This is a genomic window from Pseudomonas sp. HP_01, assembly GCF_055284355.1.
The window spans coordinates 14,165-33,740 of sequence record NZ_JBTOPV010000001.1 but is presented as its reverse complement, the minus strand read 5'-3'; the positions used below and the strand labels follow the sequence as shown (position 1 = coordinate 33,740).

Sequence of the window (19,576 nt, the reverse complement as noted above, 5' to 3'; positions counted from 1 at the left end):
TCCAGATATAAACAGTGGCCGGGTGCGGCAGCAGGTGTGATGGAAAAAGCGCTGCCGGGACAGCGCGCGCACTTTATACGTTTGTGCCCACCGCCGCCGTATTTCTCGCCGCCAACAGCGCGTGAAAGTCCGGGGTGGTCAGCGGAAGACTCAAGAAATAGCCCTGACCCTCATCGCACTGCACTGACTTGAGCAATTGCAGATGCTCGGCGGTTTCAATGCCCTCAGCCGTGACCGTGAGTGACAGCGCCCGCCCCAGACCGACGATGGCCTGGACGATGGAGCGGTCGCCTTCGCTTTCGGTGAGGCGGGTCAGGAAGCTGCGGTCGATCTTCAGCCCGTCGAAGGGGAAGGTGCGCAAGTAGCTCAACGACGAATAGCCGGTGCCGAAGTCGTCCATGGCGATGCGCACCCCCAACTGCTTCAGGGTCTGCATGACATCGAGTGCCCCCACGGCGTCTTCAATCATCACGCCTTCGGTGATTTCCAGTTCGACCCGCGACGGCTCGATCCCCGTGGCCGTGAGGGCGAACTGAATGCGCGCCGGCAGGTTGCCGCGCTTGAATTCAGCAGGCGACAGGTTGATGGAAATGAACAGGTGTTTCGGCCAGCGCACGGCTTCACTGCACGCCTGGGCCATAACCCAGTCGCTGAGGGGAATGATCAGCCCGCTTTCTTCGGCGATGGGAATGAAGGTGTCCGGCGGAATCAGCCCACGCTGGGGATGCTGCCAACGCACCAGCGCTTCGGCCCCGACCATTGCGCCGTCGGAAATACGAAAACGCGGCTGGAAATGCAAGCGCAGTTCATCGTGTTTGATGGCGTAGCGCAGGTCACTCTCCAGCCGACGGCGTTCGATGATTTTGGCGTTCATGTCCCCTGCGTAAAACCGCCAGGTGCCGCGACCACTGGCCTTGGCTTCGTACAGCGCGATGTCGGCGTACCGCAGCAGCTCGGCGGCCTCGCGCGCATCGGTAGGCGCCATGGCGATACCGATACTGGCGCTGACGAATATTTCCTGGTCGTCGATCAGCACCGGGCGTTCGATGGACTCGATCAGCCTCCGACACAACGCCTCGACTTCGTCCTGGGTCTGGGTGTCGCTGAGGATCAGCACGAATTCGTCGCCGCCCACCCGCGCAACGAGGTCACCATGGCGCACGCAATCGGACAGCCGACTGGACACGTCATTGAGCACACGGTCGCCGGCAGCGTGGCCGAGCAGGTCATTCACCGGCTTGAAGCGGTCCAGGTCGATGCTCAGCATCACCAGTGGCTGGTCGAGGGTTGGCAGCGCTTTGAGTTTGCCATCCAGAAACTCCTGCAACCGGACCCGATTGGGCAGCCCGGTCAGCGCGTCGTGCTGGGAGAGAAACTCGATGCGCCGACGCGCTTCCACTTCTTCGGTCACATCCGTGGCCGTGCCGCGGAATCCGCCGACCACCATCGACCGCGCTGACAGCCGACTGATGCGCTCGCGACCGCAGGTCTCCAGGTAGCGGCACTGAATAGTGATGTCGGGGCGACGGTTGGGGATCGCCAGCCACTGCGACACTTGGCCGAGCTCGGTCTGCAGCAGGTCGTCCATCAAGGCGCCGATCCACTGCGCGCGGTCCAGGCCGGTCACGATCTCGAAGCGGTCGGAAAGGTACGTGAACCGCCCTGCGCTGTCGATTTCCCAGACCCAGTCCGAGCTGGCTTCCACCACATCGCGAAAGCGCGCCTCACTGGTGGCCAATGCGCTTTCGCTTTTCTGCAGGGACGCGTAGCTGTCATCGAGGGAGCGTGCGGCGGCGGTGGCGCGACGCAGGATGGCCCAGGTCATCAGGCACACCAGCAGGGCGGCGAGCCCGATCAGCGGCAGACCAAGGGTCAGCAAACGCAGGCCTGGCTTGGGGGGCGTCCAGTGCAGGGCGCCGGCAGTACCGCCCTCGCCCAGTCGAAAGATCGAGACCTGGTTGAGCTCGTCGGGCGTTGCAACGTGCAGGCCCTCTACCCCGTATTCCTTGCCCAGAACGGCCAGCTTGGCGTCGTCGAGCACGTCGACGAAGATCAGTACCGAAGGCGCCCGGCCATCGGGAATCACGCTTGGATCGGTGCCGGGGGTGATAGCGGCTGCAGCGACCAGCGCGGGGGTGCCGTTCAAGTCGATGAAAGCGGTGAACGGGGTTTCTGTCTCGGCGCCCTCCCGCGCTTTGGCCAGCAATAGCTCCCTGGCCTGGCCCAGCCACGGGTCGGCATCGATCTTTTCCAGTTGCCCTTCAATGACCGAATACACCGTGCGACCGGCGTCATTGATGACGAACAAACCCTGAAACCCGAAATCGCTGTACAGGGTAGGTCCGATGTTCTGGCGGACGAAGGCCCACTCCGTGTCCACCTGCAAATGCAGGTAGCGGTAGGCATCGCCCCAGAACGCATAGTCCCTGACCGTGACGGACAGCGATTTTTGAAGAGATCGCATCGCCTTCTCGGTGTAGAACGCGCTTTCGATCTCCTCGTTGTGATCGAGGTCATGGGCGAGGAACGCCAACAAGTAAGCGGCCAGCAGAAACACGCCTGCCAGCAGGAACACGAACTTGAACAACGAACCCCGCGCCAGCTCCACGGTCGAGGGGCTCGCGGGGAGGATGGCTGGCGTCGCGGGTGGTGTAGTGGTTTGTTTTGGCATGGCTTTCTGCAGAACTGAAGACCGGTGGGTCGCTTACGTCTGTATCGGCGGCGCCGCGGCAATAATGAGCTGCACCTGAGCGCGCAGGCTGTCGTTGTCCTCGCTCAACACAGTCACACGCTGATTGGCCTGCGCCAATTGCTCGCTGGCCAGTGCCAGCGCTGTCGCCAGGGTTTTACTTTCCGCTTTTATAGCCGTCAGTTGCTCTTGAAGCTGCTCACGGGCGCCGTCGGCTTTGGCGGTGGTCATCTGCGCGTTGCGAAGTTCTGTGGCCAGGCGCTGCGTCTGGTCTTGCTGATCGGCCAATGACCGGGCCTGCTGACGCATCTCGCCGAGCAGGCGCTCGTTGTCGCGGTTCAGGCGCGTGGATTCATCCTGCTTGACGACCAGCGTCTCCTGAAGTTTTCGCTGCTCGACCTGGATCTGCTGAAGCTGGGCGTCGTGGCGCCGCTGATCCTGCTCGCGCTGCTCCTTGATGGCCTCGCGGTAATGCTCCAGCGCGGCGCGGGCGTGCACATGCTTTTCTTCGAGGGACTGAATTTGCACGTCCTTGTCCTGCACGCGCCGCTCAAGGTCCTGGCACTGCTGGCTCAGACCGGCGTTGCGCGTCAGTTCCGACTGCCAGGAGGAGTGCGTGGTGTGCAGCTGGGCGCCCTGCTGAGTCAACGCGGCGTGCTGCGATTCGCACTGCTGGCGGGCTGACTTCAGCTCCGACTCAAGGGTTTCCAGTCGAGCTTCCCAAGACTCCCGCTGGCGCTCGAAGTCTTCCTGTGCCTGGGCAACGACCTCCGCGCCCTCCTCCGTCAAGCGATCAAGCAGACTTTCAACCAACGCCTTGAGCTCGTCGCCCATGCGCTCCCGCGAGGACGCCTGCGCCGGCGCCTGGGCGTCCAGCTCTTTTAGATAGCGGGCAATGGTGGTCTTCGAACCCGTGTTGCCCAGTTCCACACGCACCGCATCGATGCTGGGGTAAGCGCCCTTGCTCAACAGCGCCTGTCGTGCCCTGTCTACCACCGCCTTGTTGATGCCTCCGCGTGCCATGTCGCCTCCTACGATTTCGTACTGTGTTACGTAACACGTTATTACGGGGCACGTTATCATCTAAAACCCTGTATGGAAATGTTTCTTCCAGCAAACGATAATAGTGCTTTATCGCTTTTCAGACGCTCATTTCACGACTTGCGTCAGTAAAGCGCCCGTGTCACGCCCATCGAGGGATGTATGGAAAAGGCAGATCGATACCTGTCAGCAGGCACCCGCGCCAATACGCGCCGGAGCTATCGGGCCGCGATCGAGCATTTCGAAGTGGTCTGGGGCGGCTACCTGCCCACGACGGGCGATGGCATCGTGCGCTACCTCGCCGAGTACGCCGACAAACACGCCATCAGTACGCTGAAGCAGCGCCTGGCGGCGCTCGCCCAGTGGCACGTCACCCAAGGGTTTCCGGACCCGACCAAAACGCCCACCGTGCGGCAACTGCTCAAGGGCATTCGCGTTGTCCATCCGGCACAGGCCAAACAGGCGGCGCCGCTGCTGTTGCGTCATCTTGAGCAAGCGGTGGCGTGGCTGGAGAACGAGGCCGATGGCGCCTGGCAGCGGGGCGACCACAAGACTTTGATGCGGCACCGACGCTCTATCGCGCTGGTGCTGATCGGCTTCTGGCGAGGGTTTCGTGGCGACGAGCTGGCCAGGCTGGACATTGGCAACACCCAGGCGCAGGCGGGCGAAGGCATCAGCTTCTATCTGCCTTACACCAAAGGCGACCGCCAGCATGAGGGCACGACGTTTCGCACCCCGGCACTGAAGACGCTGTGCCCGGTCAACGCCTACATCAACTGGATCACCGTGGCCGGCCTGACCCAGGGGCCGGTATTTCGGCGGATTGACCGCTGGGGCAATCTGTCCCTGGAAGCCATCAATTCCCACAGCCTGGTGCCGATGTTGCGGCGCATCTTTAAAGACGCCGGTTTGCCTGATGACCTCTACAGCAGTCACTCAATGCGCCGGGGATTTGCAACTTGGGCGTCCGGCAACGGCTGGGATATTAAAAGCCTGATGAATTACGTCGGCTGGAAAGACATTAAATCGGCCCTGCGTTATGTAGACCCGACCACCTCGTTTGGCGGGCTGGCATTGAAGCCCGCGTTGAACCCGGCCATGCAGCCTGCAGCGCTCGAGAAAACCTGACCGCCGTGCAAGTTTTAAAGCGGCAGCGGCGGATGAACTGTCTGCCTTGCAGTCAAGGCAGAAAAGTTTGCTGTAAGTACTGGCATCCATGCACCCACTCGCACTACAGTGTCCACGGTTACACCAGTAATCACCGTGCGCTCCAATGTTCGCCAGTGCTAACGCCGCACGTCAGTATCAACAAACCGAAACATGGAGTTCCAATGTCTAAACTTGCTGAATACCGCCAACTCGAACGTCACCTTGCCGACCAGCTCGCTGCCCTCGAGGCCATGAAAGGCGATAAAGGCCTGGAACAGGAAATCGAATTCGAAGGCAAATTGCGTACGCTGCTCGGCGAATACAATAAGAGCCTTAAAGATATTATTTCGATTCTGGATCACCCTACCGGATCCAAACAGGGCAAGAACACCAGCGCCCCCGAGAAGACCACTCGCAAAGCCCGCGCTGTCAAAGTCTACAAAAACCCGCACACCGGTGAAGTCGTAGAAACCAAAGGCGGCAATCACAAAACCTTGAAAGAATGGAAAGCCGAACACGGTTCCGACACCGTCGAATCCTGGGTTTCCTGATCGGCCTGTCAACGGGGACGTCTTATTGATCAGCGCCCCGTTGCCGATCTCCCGATGCACGCGCCCGCGGCGCTGCATCGGTGATTTGACCGCTGCCTGTATCGCGCTCGCGATCGTTGCTCCCTCTCTGGTTTGCAACTGCCCGCCCCATACTTCAATCGTTTAAAAGCACTACCGCCACACTTCAGCCCGGTATTTCTCAGGGCTTCGCTTCTACTTGTCTGTCGGAGTCATCCCGTGAAGAACATAGTTGCCGGCGTGCTGAATGTTTCGTACCGCGACATAGGCCCGGACGGGGGCCCGGTGGTCGTATTGCTGCACGGATTTCCCTATGACATCCACGCCTACGACGAGGTGTCGGCGCGCCTGGTCCAGGCCGGCTGGCGCTGCATCGTGCCTTACCTGAGGGGATACGGCCCTACCCGTTTTCTCGATTCAGCCACGCCTCGCTCCGGCGAACAGGCAGCACTGGGCGCCGACCTGCTGGCACTGCTGGATGCATTGCATATCCCGCAAGCCACTCTCGCCGGTTACGACTGGGGCGGACGCGCCGCCTGTGTGGTGGCTGCGCTGTGGCCGGAACGCGTGGCGGGGCTGGTCAGTTGCGACCCCGGCTACAACATTCAGGACATCGCTGCTGCAGAAACACCGGCGTCACCCGAAACGGAGCGGCGACTGTGGTACCAGTATTACCTTCACGGTGAGCGCGGACGCGCGGGCCTTGCCGCCAATCGAGTTGAGTTTTGCCGTTTGCTGTGGAAGCTCTGGTCGCCGACATGGTCATTCGCAGACGCCACGTTCGCTGATACAGCGCAGGCATTCGAGAACCCGGACTTCGTCGATGTGGTGGTGCACTCTTACCGCCATCGCTTCGGGCTGGTGGCGGGCGACCCCCGCTACGCCTTTATCCAGCAGAAACTCGCGCAGCAGCCAATGATCAGTGTGCCCACGGTGATTCTGGCCGGAGCAGACGACGGCGTGGCTTCAACACGCGACAGCAGCGCGGCGATACGTGGATTTGCAGGGACAGTGCGGCGACAGGTAATCGAGGGAGTGGGCCACAATGTGCCCCAGGAAGCACCGACAGAATTTGTCGATGCGATAACAAGCCTGCTGAAGAACCAGTAAGTACAGGTAAGCCGGCCACTGATTATTCAGGAATGCTCGGCATCGCTCAGTTCAACGGCCGACTTGGCCGCTTCAACTTCATCTTCGAAATACAACACGGCGCCCTCTTCGTTCTTGACACGGAACACGGCGGTGACACCCGACTGCCGATGTTCGAGGGGGATATCTTCACCTTCCAGTCTGACGACGGCCACGGCCATTTGCTTCTCCTTGGGATAACACTGACAGCACTGGGCCCGCTCACGCGGCCACTCACTAGAGTTGCTAATCAGCTTCGAAATTCAAGCACACCGATATGTTCCGGGGCATTAAGCGTACAAACGGGGCTCGGTGCGGATACGTGGAGAGCTGAACATCTGCGAACTTTGTGCACTCACGGGAAGCGGGCGGTATTCAAGATCGATGAGGCGAACCCCATTGATATTGGGCTGCCCACAAGGCATTGCACCGAAGGCGGAGGCCAGGACAATCTGCCTGGGATCGAACAATACGATGGTCTCCGCGCTGACGGCGTCCATATAAAGCGAGTAGGGACAAGGGGCGTCGGGACACATTTGATGACGAAGTTCGTTCAGTGCACGCAGGCGGCTATACACCACGGTGCCTTCACCCAAAGATTTGCTGTACCAGGTATTCATCGCACTGCCCGACTCGTAAGCGTTATCAGTATCGACCCGGGGCTGAATCGATTCGTTCAACGACAATGACGGTCGAACTGGAAAACCTTACAGCCGGGCTTGAAACAGAGCGTGAATTTTGCCGATGACCTGGTCGATATCGAAGGGCTTATCAATCACCTCATCAAAAAGGTCCGGCCGCTCGGCCCCCATGTAGGCCTGGGCGCCACTCATGAGCATGATCGGCGTCGACATGTGCTTCTCGCGGGACTTGATTGTCTCTGCGAGTTCCAGACCGGTCATGCCGGGCATCATGAAATCAGTGATGATCAGGTCGGGGCGCTCGCGATCGAGAATCTCCAGCGCCTTGCGCCCGCTGCCAGCCACCACTGTCTGAAAACCCTCATCCTCCAGCGCGAAACTGAGAATATCGGCAATCAGGTATTCGTCATCGATGATCAGAATCGTCGGCATCAGATGGCCACTTCCCACGATGTCGCGAGGGCCGTGCACCTGATCCAGCAACTCACTCGTTCTGGCCGCCCCCACGTTGCGAATCGCATATATCAGACCTTTTGCATGGTGATTCCAGCGTTGCTCATCACGACTTCAAGTGGCGAGGGATCGTACGCATTGTCTCTGATCTTAAGAATCGAAACCTGACGTTGAAGTTCAGTCCGATGCTGAACGAACTGGACGAGCAGCAGGTTATCAACCACACCGGAGACATCCGGGGCCGGGACGCTCGGTTGATCGTCGAACAACCGATGCGCTTCCCAGGATGCCATCACCGTCACTCCACGGGCGCGAAGCTCGCCGAGCAAGGTGTCGAGGACGTCCGGTACCCGACTCTGATCGGCAGTCGCGCGGCTCAGGGCGTTGAGACTGTCAATGAACACACGTTTGATCTGCAGCCGCTCTACCCGGTCGAGCAAGTCGTAACAGACACGATCAATCAGACCTGCCGAGGCCGGTGTCCAGACGGTGTGCAGCGCGCCCGCCGCTTCGAGCGCTGCGAAATCCTTGCCGAGGGAACGCGCTTTGGCCCTCGCCCGTTGCGGCGACTCATGAAAGCCGAAGTACAGCCCGGGCTCTTGCGCAGAGCAGCCGCTTAAAAACTGGATGCCAAGCGAAGTCTTGCCGGCGCCTGAAGGGCCCATGATCAGGGTCACCGAGGAACGGACCAGACCGCCACCGATGTGGGCGTCCAGCCCGTCGATGCCGCTGCTCAGGATTGTGTAGGGGTGTTCGGGCATGGCACCGGTTCGGGTCAGCATGCATTCCAGGCGCGGATAAATGGAAATGCCCTGGTCGTTGATCTCGAATTCGTGGGCGCCGGGTATGGCGCCGCTGCCCCGGGTCTTGCGCATCTTGATCCGGCGCACCGCGCGCGAACCGACCATGTCTTCGCCCATTTCGATCACGCCATCGACCATGGTGTGCTCAGGACTGCCATCGTCGAGTTGCGAGCTGGTGAGGAATAGCACCGTGCAACCGGCGAATGCGGCATGACCCTGCAGTTCGGCAATGAACTGTTTGGTGTCCAGCGGCGTTTCCGCCCTGGAGCGCGCGTTGAGCAGGCCGTCCAGAATCAGCATGCTGGAGCGTTGTCGGGTAATCTCGCGGCGCAGCAACTTGACCACTTCGTGCAGACCGTCGTTCTCAAGGGTGTCGAAGGCACTGACGAACTGGATGCTCTGGCCCACGGCACCGCGATCAAAAAAGCTCAGGGTCGACAGGAAATGAAACAACCGGTCGTGGGGCTCGGCGAGCAGCGTTGCGAACAGCACGCGGCCGTTCTGCCGGACATGATTGAACCCTAGCTGGTTGGCGAGGATCGTCTTGCCCGACCCTGGCCGTCCTTGAATGATGTATGAGGCGCCCGCAACAAGGCCTCCTTTTAGCAGCGCGTCGAAGCCCTTGATCCCGCTTTCAAGGCGTTTTAGCTGATTCAAATCCGCTCCCTCTCCTGATAGGCATCAGGCCTGAAAATACGCATTGCGCACGCGCGAAGGCCAATACAGTGGCGGGTAATCACAGTTCCGTCCAGCGCCTCGCAACGTTTCGGATTACGGGTGATGTGGCCGCTTTGGCGGGATCCAATTCCGCGCCCTCGGCAGAGACAAAAAAGCCCGCTTTCGCGGGCAAAATCGATGGGCTAGTAGCGGGATGAAACGGGCTAGCCAGCGGATATTTTCAGGCAATCGTCCACAGAAGCTCCACGCCCTAGTGGAGTCTCTCAACTCCTTTTACCGATTTGGGCAGCAGTCCGGCTTTGAATTGCTGAACAAACAAGGCCATTCTGAAACCGCGACCGAGCGTCGCTGCTTCTGCTTCGAAACGCGTCACACAAGAAGAGAAGTCCAGCTGAGCGTTGTCGTTGAACAACTCGCTGTCTTCATCGAGCGTCGAATCTTCCAATAACGTGTTCATTAGAAACCTCCCTGCTGTACGGGGCAGTGATCAGTTCGTCGGCAGGGCCGGCCAAATGCCGGCCCTGCTCTTATCGGTTTACTCGGCTTTGCCCTGAGCCATGCCCGACCCGAGGTCGGCACCGGTCATGGGGTCGGCTGTCAGATCAGACTTCAACCGCTCTTTCATCATGGTCAACGTGACCGACTCGTCCTCGCTCAACGTGACCGAAGCGGTTCCGTCGCCCCCGTCTACTGCCGGCTTTGGATTCTCGACGTATTCGAAGTCGTCGTCGTTATTCCATGGCCCACGCACATTAGGCTCGCCGTTTGACATGCTGAAGTACGTCCGGGAGAACTCTGGCATGCCTGGCAACTTGCCTTGGGGGAAGTTCGGCTGAATCGAGTGGAGCGCTTTTTCGAAGGAAATCTGGTGCGCGATTTCACGGGTCATCAGGAAGCCCAACGCGTCCTTGATGCCTGGATCGGTGGTCACGTTCATCAGGCGCTCATAGACGATCTTGGCCCGCGCTTCGGCAGCGATGTTGGAACGGAAGTCCGCTGTCGGTTCACCAATGGTGTCGATGTAAGCCGCCGTCCATGGAACGCCGGCCGAGTTGACCAGCGGAGCACCACCGCCGTACAGCAGACTGGTGATGTGGGAATCATTGCCGGCGCCGTTGATGTCACGGTACAGCTCGCCTTCGGCTTGCACGCCTTCGGCCAGTTTGCCTTTGGCGCCTTTGTTGAGCATCACAATGATCGAGCCGATGATTTCCAGGTGGCTCAGCTCCTCGGTGGCGATGTCCAGCAACAGATCCTTGCGACCTGGATCTTCTTCCGCCAATGCTTGGGTGAAGTAGCGAGTGGCTGCGGCCAGCTCACCCTGAGCGCCGCCAAACTGCTCCAGAAGCAGATTGGCCAGACCCGGATTAGGCTCGGCAACGCGAACTGTGTATTGAAGACGTTTATTGTGCAGGAACATAGTGTTACCCCCTTCTCAGGCTAATGTGATATCAGGGTTTATTAACGACAAGTTCAGCTTTTCTATTGCGGCGATCGGTCAACTCAGCAGAACGCACAGATATAAGGAGAGATCGCTGGAGATGGAATTCAGGGAAGCGAACTTGGAACCGACCAATGGTTTACCGCTGGAAGTTTAGTTAGATAGGCGAGCGTACCGACGGGTGGTCTGTTGTTTCACAAACAGCCGAACGGATTAAATTTCTCGACCATAGGGTATCTAAACGAAGCGTTTTCGGGACCAAGATCGACGGCATTGCGCCGTCGATTGGCGCCGAGATGTTTCGCAGGTCGTCAGCGGGCCGGCGCAAGTGTGATCAGCTTATGACGGCGGCCTTCGGCCCGCTGGCAATAAGGGCTGCGCCACAGGCGGTCTTCATGCCGTTCAACGCAACCGGCACTCCGTCCACAGCGTATGTGCTGCTGCCTTCGACGATGGGGAAAACACCTTTGCATAAAGGGCAGCTGACGTTGTGCCCCACCCCCGCGATGGGCTTGCCGTTGAGGTCGGTCTGCGGAAAAGCCTGAAGCACGACGCCGCCGTGGGTGGTGAGGTCGCCTAGGCGGATAATGTCTTTCATAGTGGTGAAAACTCTCGGTCAGTTTGATTGATTATTTATATATTTACGGTGATTGGTTATAAGAAACTCAGCACTGCTAATTATTTCCAAGTACTCCTGACTGCAACCGCTTGCTGGCGAACGCGTTGTACCAGCCAACGCGATCCTGGGGCGTCAGGCGGCACGGACGATTTAAATCGCAAGCGGCACCCCTGGAACGTTGACAACCGAATTACCAACTTCCATAAGGAATGCTGTGTTGGTCTATCCAGGCCAGTGCCGCTGGATTTGGTGCTCGGTAAAACAAGCCTTTTCCGTCCTGGTTGGGTCCGAGGGGCTCGACTTCGACTTGGTAGCGGCCAACTTCTTTGAAGCCCAGGCACGATCCGCCTAACCACACTTTTACAATTCCCCCTGGCGCCATTCCAAGGGTAATTGCGGCGCGATAGTCCTCCTCCTTTTTGCGTGTCCATAAGCAAAATGCTTGCTCTGGCTTGATCATCTGGTCGCGCACCCATTGCGGTATCTGAATACTAAGCTTGTAGGCTTGCGGCTCGACCAGAGATTGCCAGCGCAGAAAGATTCGCTCAGGAAAATCGACGTTGTTGATGGGTTTCGACTTGCCCGCGCCATTTCCCCAGCCCTCTGACTGACCGGTGTAACTCGCGACTCCACCATGCACACGAAAAAAAGCCAGACCTCGCTCATCGATCACATCAACCGTCTCCACCCACACCTCCTCTGCTTGCGCCCACACGGCATGGGTCTCAACTCTTTGACCGGTTGGAACGCTGGCTTTAAAGGGCTGCGTCATCCACAAATTTTCTCGTGCTCGTGGGAGATAGCCCCCGCCCACATCGGAATGAGCGGCGCACTGGATTCTGAGACGTTCATTTGTGCGGTGGCGCGATGGGTGCGAGGCCGCAGCAGCATTACCAACTGCCATAGGGAATGCCGTGCTGTTCTACGTAAGCTTTGTTCTCCGGTTCGAGCGGGATGTACTTGCCCCTGCTTGCGCCACGGTAGGGGCCGAGCGGTTCGATTTTAGCTTGGTAACGACCGACTTCCTTGAAACCCAGACATGGCCCACCGGCCCAAACTTTCACGATACCTCCCGGAGCCATTCCCAACGTAATCGCGAAACGGTAGTCGTCTATCCATTCTTTTGAGCCACGGCAGTAGACGCGCTCTGGCCTAACCATCTCATCGCGTACCCACTGCGGTATTCGGATGCTGATTTTGTAAGCCTGAGGCTCCACGAGTGACTGCCAGCGCAGAAGTAGTTGGTCTGGTAAGTCGACGTTGTTGATGGGTTTGCCACCAGATGTGCCCTTGTGCCAGCCCTCGGGCTTACGTGTGTAACCGGCGACTCCAGCATGCACGTTGAAGAAAACATATCCCCGCTGATCAAGCACATCGACGCTTTCCACCCACACTTCCATGTGTTTGGGCGCGGCGAAGCCGATGTACCATGCCGGATAAGGCAGCTTGACAGGTGGGGGTACTGAGCCACCCGTGGCACAGGCACTCAGGCTGAGTAGCAATCCGACTGCAAAACCCATGCGCCTCATTCCGGATAACCTTCTTGCGGACGGTTGAGGTGCACGTTTCTACGATTCAGCGGCGCCGGTTTGCTAAGTAAGAAGGGACCTTCAGGGGTCCAGTGCGCGGATATGTGGATGTAACGCGCTCGTAGCAATGCCTCTTGCGCAGGTTCCAAGCTTACGAGCCGGTCCGTCATTACCTGCTGCAAGATTCGCTTAGCGATAGGCATAAGCTCCTCTGGCACTGCGAGTTCAGGCCGCGCTTCCAGACCCTTGAAGGGAACGGCGTGACGTATCCCAAGTTCACGCATGACACGCAGTGCAATCAGGCTAAGTTCGCCATGCACCGGGCGTTCAAGGAGTACGGTTATCCAGTAGTGCTCCATGGCCGACGCAGCTTTGCCGCGAGGGTTGGTTGCTGCAGGCCAGGCTTTCACCGCAATGTAGCCATCGCGGGCCACGCCTGATTCGCGCAATACCTTGGCGTGCGCCTCTGCACGGGCCCATGCGGCATGGGATTCAACCTTTTGACCGGTCGGAACGCTGGCCTTGCAGGGCTGCGTCATCCACAACTTTTCTCGTGCTCGTGGCAGATAGCCCCCGCCGACATCGGAGTGGGCGCCCGGCAGTCCGATCTGGAGGTGCGTGTGGTGGACGTTATTAAGAGAAAAGTCGGCTCGATATTCGTCGAGCGCCTGAAGCTGAATGACCTGCCGCGCGCAGTCGGGTGGCAGATAGAGATTGACGCCACGATTTACGTCGTCGCCAGGACTGAAGTCCCCATGTGCAGGGTCTGAGATGGCTGCAACGGTATCGAACAGGCCGATCAAGTTGATGGATACGTCCGTCGATGCGTCGAAGCTCTGTTGCAGACCATGACTTCTGGCGGTGAGGATTTCTCTAAATACGCCGCACTGGGGTTTGAGAAACTCATTTGCGCAGTGACGCGCGGCCGCTGCACCGCGACTGAAGCCGAAGATATCGATCTCGATCTTTTTAATCGAAATGCCGGGGTTGGTTTGTTCAAAAAAGCGTAGCTGTGTTTTTACTAAGGCTGGCGCCTGCTTCACCCGCGCTACTACCCCCGTCTCACCCTGGCCAAGACCCTGCCCAATGACCGTTGCATCCTTGCCACCGCTGCGAGTACCGATACCTTCTACGTACGCCTTGATATATGCGGTTTTGGCTTCAGCCGAAATACCATCCACCGCGTTGTCCGGATACAGCTGAAACAAATAAGCCACATTGCTAGGCGCATTCCCGTAACTGTTATTCGGCGCGCTGTTAAACGCACTCCCGTCAAACTCCCCAAACCCATATTGCTTGCACGTCGCGGCGATGCTCTCCAGCTCTTCACGGCTGAAGCTGTCCAGATCCGATTGTCGGCACTGCGCGGTCGCCGCCGCATTACTTTGATTATTCCCCGTCCCGTCAAAGAACAACCCGATGCGCAGCGTGATGCCTTCGTTGATTTCCTCTTCCTCTTCTTCCTCCTCCAGTTCAGGTGTGGGACGCGGCTTCAGTCTTTCTTCGGACTGCGGAAAGTCGATCGCCACATGTCCGGGCAGCATCGTGTGGACGGGCATGGTCTTGCCGTCCTTGTCGGTCACGCCGTTGAACACTTCGCCGTTCTGCGTGGTGATCCGGTAACGGACAAAGCGCGCGGCGGCCTGTTGCGCGTCGACCAGGGTGTACCCCGCCCCATAGCCATAAGGTATTGGCGTCACCGGAGTCGTAAGCGTGGTGGCACCTGCCTTCAGCACATAAGCGGCCCGGTGATAGATATTCCCCGGCGCACCCAGCTCGATTTCGCCATCCTTGATACGGATGAATGCGCCGCCGCAGCTGAGGACGAGTTCCTTCGGGGCGCTGATTTCGATCCGGCCGGCCAGGCTTTCGATCTTGATGTCGTCTTGTGCGAGCGCATGCAGTGCGGCACTTTGGGCGTGAAGCTGAACGTCGCCCTGAACCGCTTTAACTTGCAAACCCTTGGTGACGGCGCACAGGCTGATCGCACCTTCGGCGGTACCGGTGATGTTGCTTCCGGCGCTGAGGTCGGTTGAGCGTGACGAGGTGATGGCGACGCTCTCGCGACCGGAGGACACGCAGATGGCCTCGGGGCTGACCATGCCGATGCCGGCCGGTGCGTGCAGCAGAACACCGGGCTCGGTGAGATTGGTGAGCGCATCGTTCAGTTGCGTTTGGCCGCTCCTATCGGCGGGAATGGCGCCCGCACCTTTTGCGGCCTGGGCCATGGTACGGGCCAGGGACAGCGCGGTTTCGAGCTGGTCGATTGCAGCGTCCATGTCGAGCTGCTGACCGTGCGCCTGGGTCTGTTCACCCGCACTGATGAACAGCCCGCTTCCCGCCCGAATCGCGCCCCAGCCGTCGGTGCGCAATTCAAACCCTTCGCCGCGCTTATCCTTCTCGTTGTCGACCAGATGCCCAAGGTTCAGCTGGCTCTTACCGCTGTGCTCGGTGCTGAGTTTGATGTGTTCTTTGCCGCGATCATCTTCCATGCGCAGCTTGTTATTGGCCGGGGTGCGCAGGACGTTGCGTTTGTAATCGCTGCGCGTGAGGGTGACGTGATCGGGGTGTCGGCTGTCGTGAAGGGCGTGGGCGATGTAGGGCCGATCCGGGTCACCTTGCTCGAAGGCAATTGCCACTTCGGTGCCGCAGATCAGTGGCAGGTGCAGGCCATGGGTGTCGCCCGCATAAGGTCGGGCAAGGCGCAACCAAAGGCTTTCCTGACCCAGCTTCCAGCTGTCGCGGTCAAACAGAAAGCTGACCTTGTAGCGGCCTCCGCTGTCGATGTGGCTGTAGGGATCGTTGGCCAGCGAGCTGGTGACACGGGCCGGAACAGTGCCGGCTATCGCAGGCTTGGCCAGCAAAGGCGGCCGAAAACACACGCTCTCCGAATACGGAATTGCCTCAAAGCTCAGCTCGAAACTGCGGTCCCGCGCCGCACTCAGCTGCAATCGGGTGATCACCGCCCCGGGATCAAACGCTTGCGGCGCACCACCCGAAACCTGCAGCACCTGCGCCAGTCCCAACGAAGCGCCGCTGCTGATACCGCTCAGGCGCGTCTGATCATTCAGATACCGCTCATGCCGCAGTCGACCATAGAAAAACCCGCTTTCCCCCAGCAGATCTTCATCCTGATCCAGCTTGTCGCCCAATACGCGATACGGCTCCGCATAGCGATACGCCTCGCCATAAGTTGTGGTGTCCCCCCGAGTCTGATCTACATCCCCGTCCAGCCATGCGTTCGCATCCCGATGGTGATAAGCCCGAAAGTGAACGCTCTTCTCCACTACCTCATGACTGACCTGCAGCCCCCAAACCCCATCCTGGCCGCTGCTGCCCAACCCCGACTGGGGCCGGTAGGGCAGACTGATCCGAGGGCGAACGTAATGCCGCTGATCATCATGAAACTCGACGACCGCAATCCCCAGTCGCTCATCATTACTAAAGCGATACCAGATCCCTACCTCCGCCAGCAGCCGCGAAATAAACGCCAGATCACTCTCGCCGTACTGCATCACCTGCTCGCGCTTGGGATACTCCCGCACCAGTGAGAACAGAAAATCCTGTCCTTCGAAATCGTGGCGCGTCCGCAGAATGCTCTCGACAATCTGCGGCACCGACTGATGCTGATAGATCCGAAATTGACGCCCCCGATCCAGCAATGCCAGTCGCGGTTCCAGTGTCACTTCATAGCGCGCCTCATCAGCGGAACCGGACAGCCGCTTGAACCCGGTAATCACCCCATGCAGCGTTCGCAACGGTTTAACTGAAGGCACGGGCAACCCAGGAATCGCAATCGGAAACGTGTGGGCCGCCGCATTCAGGCTGAACTGAGCGGTCTTGCCCAGCATCCGCTCGGCGCCGATGTCCTGCTCGACCGAAGTAAATTCCACGCGATAAAGAAACGGCCGGCTCAGCTGTTCTTCACCTTCAAAGGCTAAAACGTCGAGGGCGATAGGCAGGCTGTGAACAACCAGTTTATGGCGACTGTGATCAAAGAAAGGCGGCAATACGGTGAGCATGAATGAGCGTCCGTGTCAGAAGAAACGCCCCCGACCGGTCTGCAGAAAACCGGATCAACTCGTCCATGAGAGAGGGCTGAGGCGAGCGAAGATGAGGCATTTCAAAGTGTGACTCCAGACGAGGAGACACGAAGGAGACGGTTCCAGCGGCATTTGCGGATTAATCCTACAAACAGAAAACCGACAGCAAACCCAGCCACGCTTTCTCTGGCACAATCCCCTTTTTTTTCGAGCAGGACAGGCCAGGACATGGATCTGAACAACGTTTTTCAGCGTTTGAACACCGGCAGCAAAAAGTGGAGCCAGTACCCCGAAGACGTGCTGCCGATGTGGGTGGCGGACATGGATTTTCCGGTGGCCGCGCCCATTGTGCAGGCGCTGAAGAACCGTCTGGAACATCCGCTGCTGGGCTATTCCGTGCCCCAGCAGGCGTTGCGGGAAACGCTGGTCAAGCACCTCGCCGAGCGCTACGGCTGGCAGATCGAAGCGCAGGACCTGGTCTTTCTGCCGGGGGTGGAGCCCGGCGTGAACATGGCGCTCCATGCACTGGTCTCGCCGTCTAGCGCGGTGCTGGTGCAGACGCCCAATTACTCGCCGCTTCTGCACGCACCGGCCAACTGGCAACTGCCGCGTGTCGATCTGCCCTTCCATGCCAACGCCCAAGGTGCATACCCCACCGACATCGCGGCGCTGGAACGCGCCCTGCCCGACTGCGGCGCGCTATTGCTGAGCAACCCCCACAACCCGCTGGGCAAAGTCTTTGAGCGTGAGGAATTGCTGGCCATCGGTGAGGCCTGTGTGCGGCGCGATGCGCTGATCATTTCCGATGAAATTCACGCTGACCTGCTGTTCGACGGCCGACAGCACACGCCGATCGCGTCCCTGAGCCCGGAGATCGCGGCGCGCAGCGTGACGCTGATGTCAGCGAGCAAAGCCTGGAACATTGCCGGCCTGAAAACCGCGTTCGCCGTGGTGCAGAACGCCGAGCTGCGCCAGCGTTTCAATGCCGGGCGGCTGGGGCTGGTGGACAGCGTCAACGCCTTGGGCCTGGAGGCCACCGAAGTGGCCTATCGTGAAGGTGGCGCTTGGCTGGAACAGGTCGTGGCGTATCTGCAGGACAATCGCGATTACCTGGCCGAGACCATCAAAAGCCGTTTCCCGGGGATCACGATGCACCTGCCCCAGAGCACCTATCTGGCGTGGCTGGATTGCTCCGGCCTGGGGCTGGACAGCCCGCAGCAGTTCTTCCTCGAACACGCGAAAGTCGCGCTCAGCGACGGCCTGGAATTCGGCGACGACTGCGGCCAGTTCGTGCGCCTGAACTTCGGCTGCCCACGGCCGATGCTGGAAGAAGGCCTGGCGCGCATGGAACGCAGCCTGCGTGACATTTGACACCTTCCCGGCTAAAGCCGGTCCCACCCGTCAGCGTCGCAGCAGGTCTCTCTGGGTGCATATACACACTTAGTAGGACCGGCTTCAGCCGGGAAGAGGCCCGCGCCTGCATCGTGAGTTTTGCAGCGTGACACATGAAGTCCTGCGCAGACCGCGTTGGAATGGCCGTACTCAGAAGTACTTGAGCCAGGCAATGTCCCGGCGACGCGCCTTGAGCGCGGCGAACCAGTTCACCGCCGGCCATAGCACGACGGTGAGCACCGCGGCGCAACCCCACAGGCCCAGTACCGAAGTGAACCCAAAGTACTGGCCTTGGGTGGTGCCCCAGATCGCAACTGCGCCGAGGTAAAGCAACTTCAGCACATACAGGTGCAGCAGATAGAAAAACATCGGCGCCGCGCCAAAGGTCACCAGCGGTCGCAGCCATGCCCGCCCCTGTTGCCGCTCAAGCCAGGCCAGCACCAGTAGACCGACGCCCAGGGTCAAGCTGATGAACAGCAACGACGGCGGGTACTTGGTGACGTTGAGGACGCTCATCAGCGTCTGCGCTGTGGTGTCACCTTCCACCCACGGCTTCTCGCCATAGCCGTTGATCCCGCGCAGGGCAAGAAACAGCGTCAGTGCGCCAAACCCCCAGGCAATCAGGTTGATCTCGCGCTTTTCTGCATTCGCGTCGCGGCCAAACCACGGCCCGGCGGCGTAGCCGACGGCAATCACGCCGATCCACGGCAGCAGGGGGTACGAGGTGCGCAAGCGCAGGCTGTCGCCGACCTCGATCCAGCCGCGGTCATGGAGAATCGCCCACGGAATGTGCATCGCCGAGCCCGCGGCAAAGTGCACGTCATCCAGCAGGTTATGCCCGGCGATGATCGCCAGTCCCAGCGCCGCCAGGACCCCACGCGGCAATACCACCATCGCTGACAGCGCGATCATGCTCAAGCCAATCGCCCAGATGACCTGTAAATAGATCACCGTCGGCGGGAACTGGAACGTCCAGGCGAAGTTCACCAGCGTCAGTTCAAGCGCGATCAATACCAGCCCGCGCTTGAACAGAAATCCCGCCACCGCGCCCTTGCCCGCATGACGTTCGCCATACAGCCAGGCCGAAAGCCCGGTAAGAAACACGAACAGCGGCGCGCATAAATGCGCGAGGGTGCGGCTGATGAACAGATCGACGCTGGTGTGGGCAACGTCCATCGGATCGCTGACCTGATGGTGCAGAAAGAAGGTCTCGCGCACGTGATCCAGCAGCATGAACACGATGATCAGGCCACGCAGGGCATCGATCGATTGCAGGCGGCCGGGATGGGCGATAGACGTGGCGGGAGATTGCAAGGGGACAGACAGGGTTTGCATACGCGGTGGACTCTCGAAGCGCGATAACCGACAGGCCTGCGGACGGCCTGTAAAAACGAGTTATAA

At 59.5% G+C, this 19,576-nt stretch carries 16 protein-coding genes and 2 pseudogenes; 4 read left to right on the top strand and 14 right to left on the bottom strand.

Annotated features, from left to right (window positions below):
- Window positions 1-73 precede the first annotated feature (73 nt).
- Both ACYAR8_RS00130 and ACYAR8_RS00125 read right to left on the bottom strand, forming a co-directional pair.
- On the bottom strand, window positions 74-2,671 hold the full coding sequence (locus ACYAR8_RS00130) for a bifunctional diguanylate cyclase/phosphodiesterase (RefSeq protein ID WP_463578687.1): 2,598 nt from the start codon (window positions 2,669-2,671) through the stop codon (window positions 74-76).
- 33 nt (window positions 2,672-2,704) lie between these two features.
- Complete coding sequence (locus ACYAR8_RS00125; protein ID WP_463578686.1) at window positions 2,705-3,712, bottom strand: DNA-binding protein; 1,008 nt, start codon at window positions 3,710-3,712, stop codon at window positions 2,705-2,707.
- A gap of 180 nt (window positions 3,713-3,892) precedes the next feature.
- Between ACYAR8_RS00125 and ACYAR8_RS00120 the strand changes: the two genes are divergently transcribed.
- The 3 genes from ACYAR8_RS00120 (at window position 3,893) to ACYAR8_RS00110 (ending at window position 6,558) form a co-directional block, all read left to right on the top strand.
- Entirely contained in the window at window positions 3,893-4,858 is a 966-nt protein-coding gene (locus tag ACYAR8_RS00120) for a tyrosine-type recombinase/integrase (RefSeq protein WP_074883337.1), read from the top strand.
- 203 nt (window positions 4,859-5,061) lie between these two features.
- Entirely contained in the window at window positions 5,062-5,430 is a 369-nt protein-coding gene (locus ACYAR8_RS00115) for a histone-like nucleoid-structuring protein, MvaT/MvaU family (protein ID WP_074883334.1), read from the top strand.
- Between the two features lie 237 nt (window positions 5,431-5,667).
- Complete coding sequence (locus ACYAR8_RS00110; RefSeq protein WP_463578685.1) at window positions 5,668-6,558, top strand: alpha/beta fold hydrolase; 891 nt, start codon at window positions 5,668-5,670, stop codon at window positions 6,556-6,558.
- Between the two features lie 26 nt (window positions 6,559-6,584).
- On the opposite strand, the gene ACYAR8_RS00105 is transcribed toward ACYAR8_RS00110, so the two are convergent.
- The 11 genes and pseudogenes from ACYAR8_RS00105 to ACYAR8_RS00055 form a co-directional block, all read right to left on the bottom strand.
- Window positions 6,585-6,758: a hypothetical protein gene (locus tag ACYAR8_RS00105; protein WP_158273348.1), complete on the bottom strand. Its 174-nt coding sequence runs from the start codon at window positions 6,756-6,758 to the stop codon at window positions 6,585-6,587.
- Window positions 6,759-6,866: 108 nt separating this feature from the next.
- A complete protein-coding gene (locus ACYAR8_RS00100) occupies window positions 6,867-7,196 on the bottom strand; it encodes a hypothetical protein (RefSeq protein WP_139214416.1) in 330 nt (109 codons plus the stop codon).
- Window positions 7,197-7,283: 87 nt separating this feature from the next.
- Window positions 7,284-7,649 carry a response regulator transcription factor gene (locus ACYAR8_RS00095; protein WP_074883829.1) on the bottom strand — a complete coding sequence of 122 codons (366 nt, stop codon included), beginning with the start codon at window positions 7,647-7,649 and terminating at the stop codon, window positions 7,284-7,286.
- 92 nt (window positions 7,650-7,741) lie between these two features.
- Window positions 7,742-9,130 (bottom strand): ATPase domain-containing protein, encoded by a 1,389-nt coding sequence (locus tag ACYAR8_RS00090; protein WP_463578684.1) that lies wholly within the window; start codon window positions 9,128-9,130, stop codon window positions 7,742-7,744.
- A gap of 271 nt (window positions 9,131-9,401) precedes the next feature.
- On the bottom strand, window positions 9,402-9,608 hold the full coding sequence (locus tag ACYAR8_RS00085) for a hypothetical protein (protein WP_463578683.1): 207 nt from the start codon (window positions 9,606-9,608) through the stop codon (window positions 9,402-9,404).
- A gap of 78 nt (window positions 9,609-9,686) precedes the next feature.
- Window positions 9,687-10,571: a manganese catalase family protein gene (locus ACYAR8_RS00080; protein ID WP_074883321.1), complete on the bottom strand. Its 885-nt coding sequence runs from the start codon at window positions 10,569-10,571 to the stop codon at window positions 9,687-9,689.
- 355 nt (window positions 10,572-10,926) lie between these two features.
- Window positions 10,927-11,190, bottom strand: coding sequence for a PAAR domain-containing protein (locus ACYAR8_RS00075; protein ID WP_463578682.1), 264 nt, complete (start codon window positions 11,188-11,190; stop codon window positions 10,927-10,929).
- Between the two features lie 211 nt (window positions 11,191-11,401).
- On the bottom strand, window positions 11,402-11,983 hold the full coding sequence (locus ACYAR8_RS00070; RefSeq protein WP_463578681.1) for a DUF2931 family protein: 582 nt from the start codon (window positions 11,981-11,983) through the stop codon (window positions 11,402-11,404).
- 118 nt (window positions 11,984-12,101) lie between these two features.
- Window positions 12,102-12,731: a DUF2931 family protein gene (locus ACYAR8_RS00065; protein WP_342742079.1), complete on the bottom strand. Its 630-nt coding sequence runs from the start codon at window positions 12,729-12,731 to the stop codon at window positions 12,102-12,104.
- A 5-nt stretch (window positions 12,732-12,736) separates the two neighbouring features.
- Window positions 12,737-13,570 (bottom strand): annotated as a pseudogene (locus tag ACYAR8_RS00060) (phospholipase effector Tle1 domain-containing protein); the annotation flags it as partial.
- 903 nt (window positions 13,571-14,473) lie between these two features.
- A pseudogene (locus ACYAR8_RS00055) lies at window positions 14,474-16,762 on the bottom strand (type VI secretion system Vgr family protein); the annotation flags it as partial.
- A gap of 249 nt (window positions 16,763-17,011) precedes the next feature.
- Between ACYAR8_RS00055 and ACYAR8_RS00050 the strand changes: the two are divergent.
- A complete protein-coding gene (locus ACYAR8_RS00050; RefSeq protein WP_463578680.1) occupies window positions 17,012-18,154 on the top strand; it encodes a MalY/PatB family protein in 1,143 nt (380 codons plus the stop codon).
- Window positions 18,155-18,325: 171 nt separating this feature from the next.
- On the opposite strand, the gene ACYAR8_RS00045 is transcribed toward ACYAR8_RS00050, so the two are convergent.
- Window positions 18,326-19,510 (bottom strand): acetyltransferase domain-containing protein, encoded by a 1,185-nt coding sequence (locus tag ACYAR8_RS00045; protein ID WP_463578679.1) that lies wholly within the window; start codon window positions 19,508-19,510, stop codon window positions 18,326-18,328.
- Window positions 19,511-19,576: the final 66 nt, after the last annotated feature.

Excerpts from the sequence above, each read along its gene's own strand:
- ACYAR8_RS00130 (WP_463578687.1), bottom strand. The coding sequence starts at position 2,671 with ATGCCAAAACAAACCACTACACCACCCGCGACGCCAGCCATCCTCCCC.
- ACYAR8_RS00125 (WP_463578686.1), bottom strand. The coding sequence starts at position 3,712 with ATGGCACGCGGAGGCATCAACAAGGCGGTGGTAGACAGGGCACGACAG.
- ACYAR8_RS00120 (WP_074883337.1), top strand. The coding sequence starts at position 3,893 with ATGGAAAAGGCAGATCGATACCTGTCAGCAGGCACCCGCGCCAATACG.
- ACYAR8_RS00115 (WP_074883334.1), top strand. The coding sequence starts at position 5,062 with ATGTCTAAACTTGCTGAATACCGCCAACTCGAACGTCACCTTGCCGAC.
- ACYAR8_RS00105 (WP_158273348.1), bottom strand. The coding sequence starts at position 6,758 with ATGGCCGTGGCCGTCGTCAGACTGGAAGGTGAAGATATCCCCCTCGAA.
- ACYAR8_RS00100 (WP_139214416.1), bottom strand. The coding sequence starts at position 7,196 with ATGAATACCTGGTACAGCAAATCTTTGGGTGAAGGCACCGTGGTGTAT.
- ACYAR8_RS00095 (WP_074883829.1), bottom strand. The coding sequence starts at position 7,649 with ATGCCGACGATTCTGATCATCGATGACGAATACCTGATTGCCGATATT.
- ACYAR8_RS00085 (WP_463578683.1), bottom strand. The coding sequence starts at position 9,608 with ATGAACACGTTATTGGAAGATTCGACGCTCGATGAAGACAGCGAGTTG.
- ACYAR8_RS00080 (WP_074883321.1), bottom strand. The coding sequence starts at position 10,571 with ATGTTCCTGCACAATAAACGTCTTCAATACACAGTTCGCGTTGCCGAG.
- ACYAR8_RS00075 (WP_463578682.1), bottom strand. The coding sequence starts at position 11,190 with ATGAAAGACATTATCCGCCTAGGCGACCTCACCACCCACGGCGGCGTC.
- ACYAR8_RS00070 (WP_463578681.1), bottom strand. The coding sequence starts at position 11,983 with ATGACGCAGCCCTTTAAAGCCAGCGTTCCAACCGGTCAAAGAGTTGAG.
- ACYAR8_RS00065 (WP_342742079.1), bottom strand. The coding sequence starts at position 12,731 with ATGGGTTTTGCAGTCGGATTGCTACTCAGCCTGAGTGCCTGTGCCACG.
- ACYAR8_RS00050 (WP_463578680.1), top strand. The coding sequence starts at position 17,012 with ATGGATCTGAACAACGTTTTTCAGCGTTTGAACACCGGCAGCAAAAAG.
- ACYAR8_RS00045 (WP_463578679.1), bottom strand. The coding sequence starts at position 19,510 with ATGCAAACCCTGTCTGTCCCCTTGCAATCTCCCGCCACGTCTATCGCC.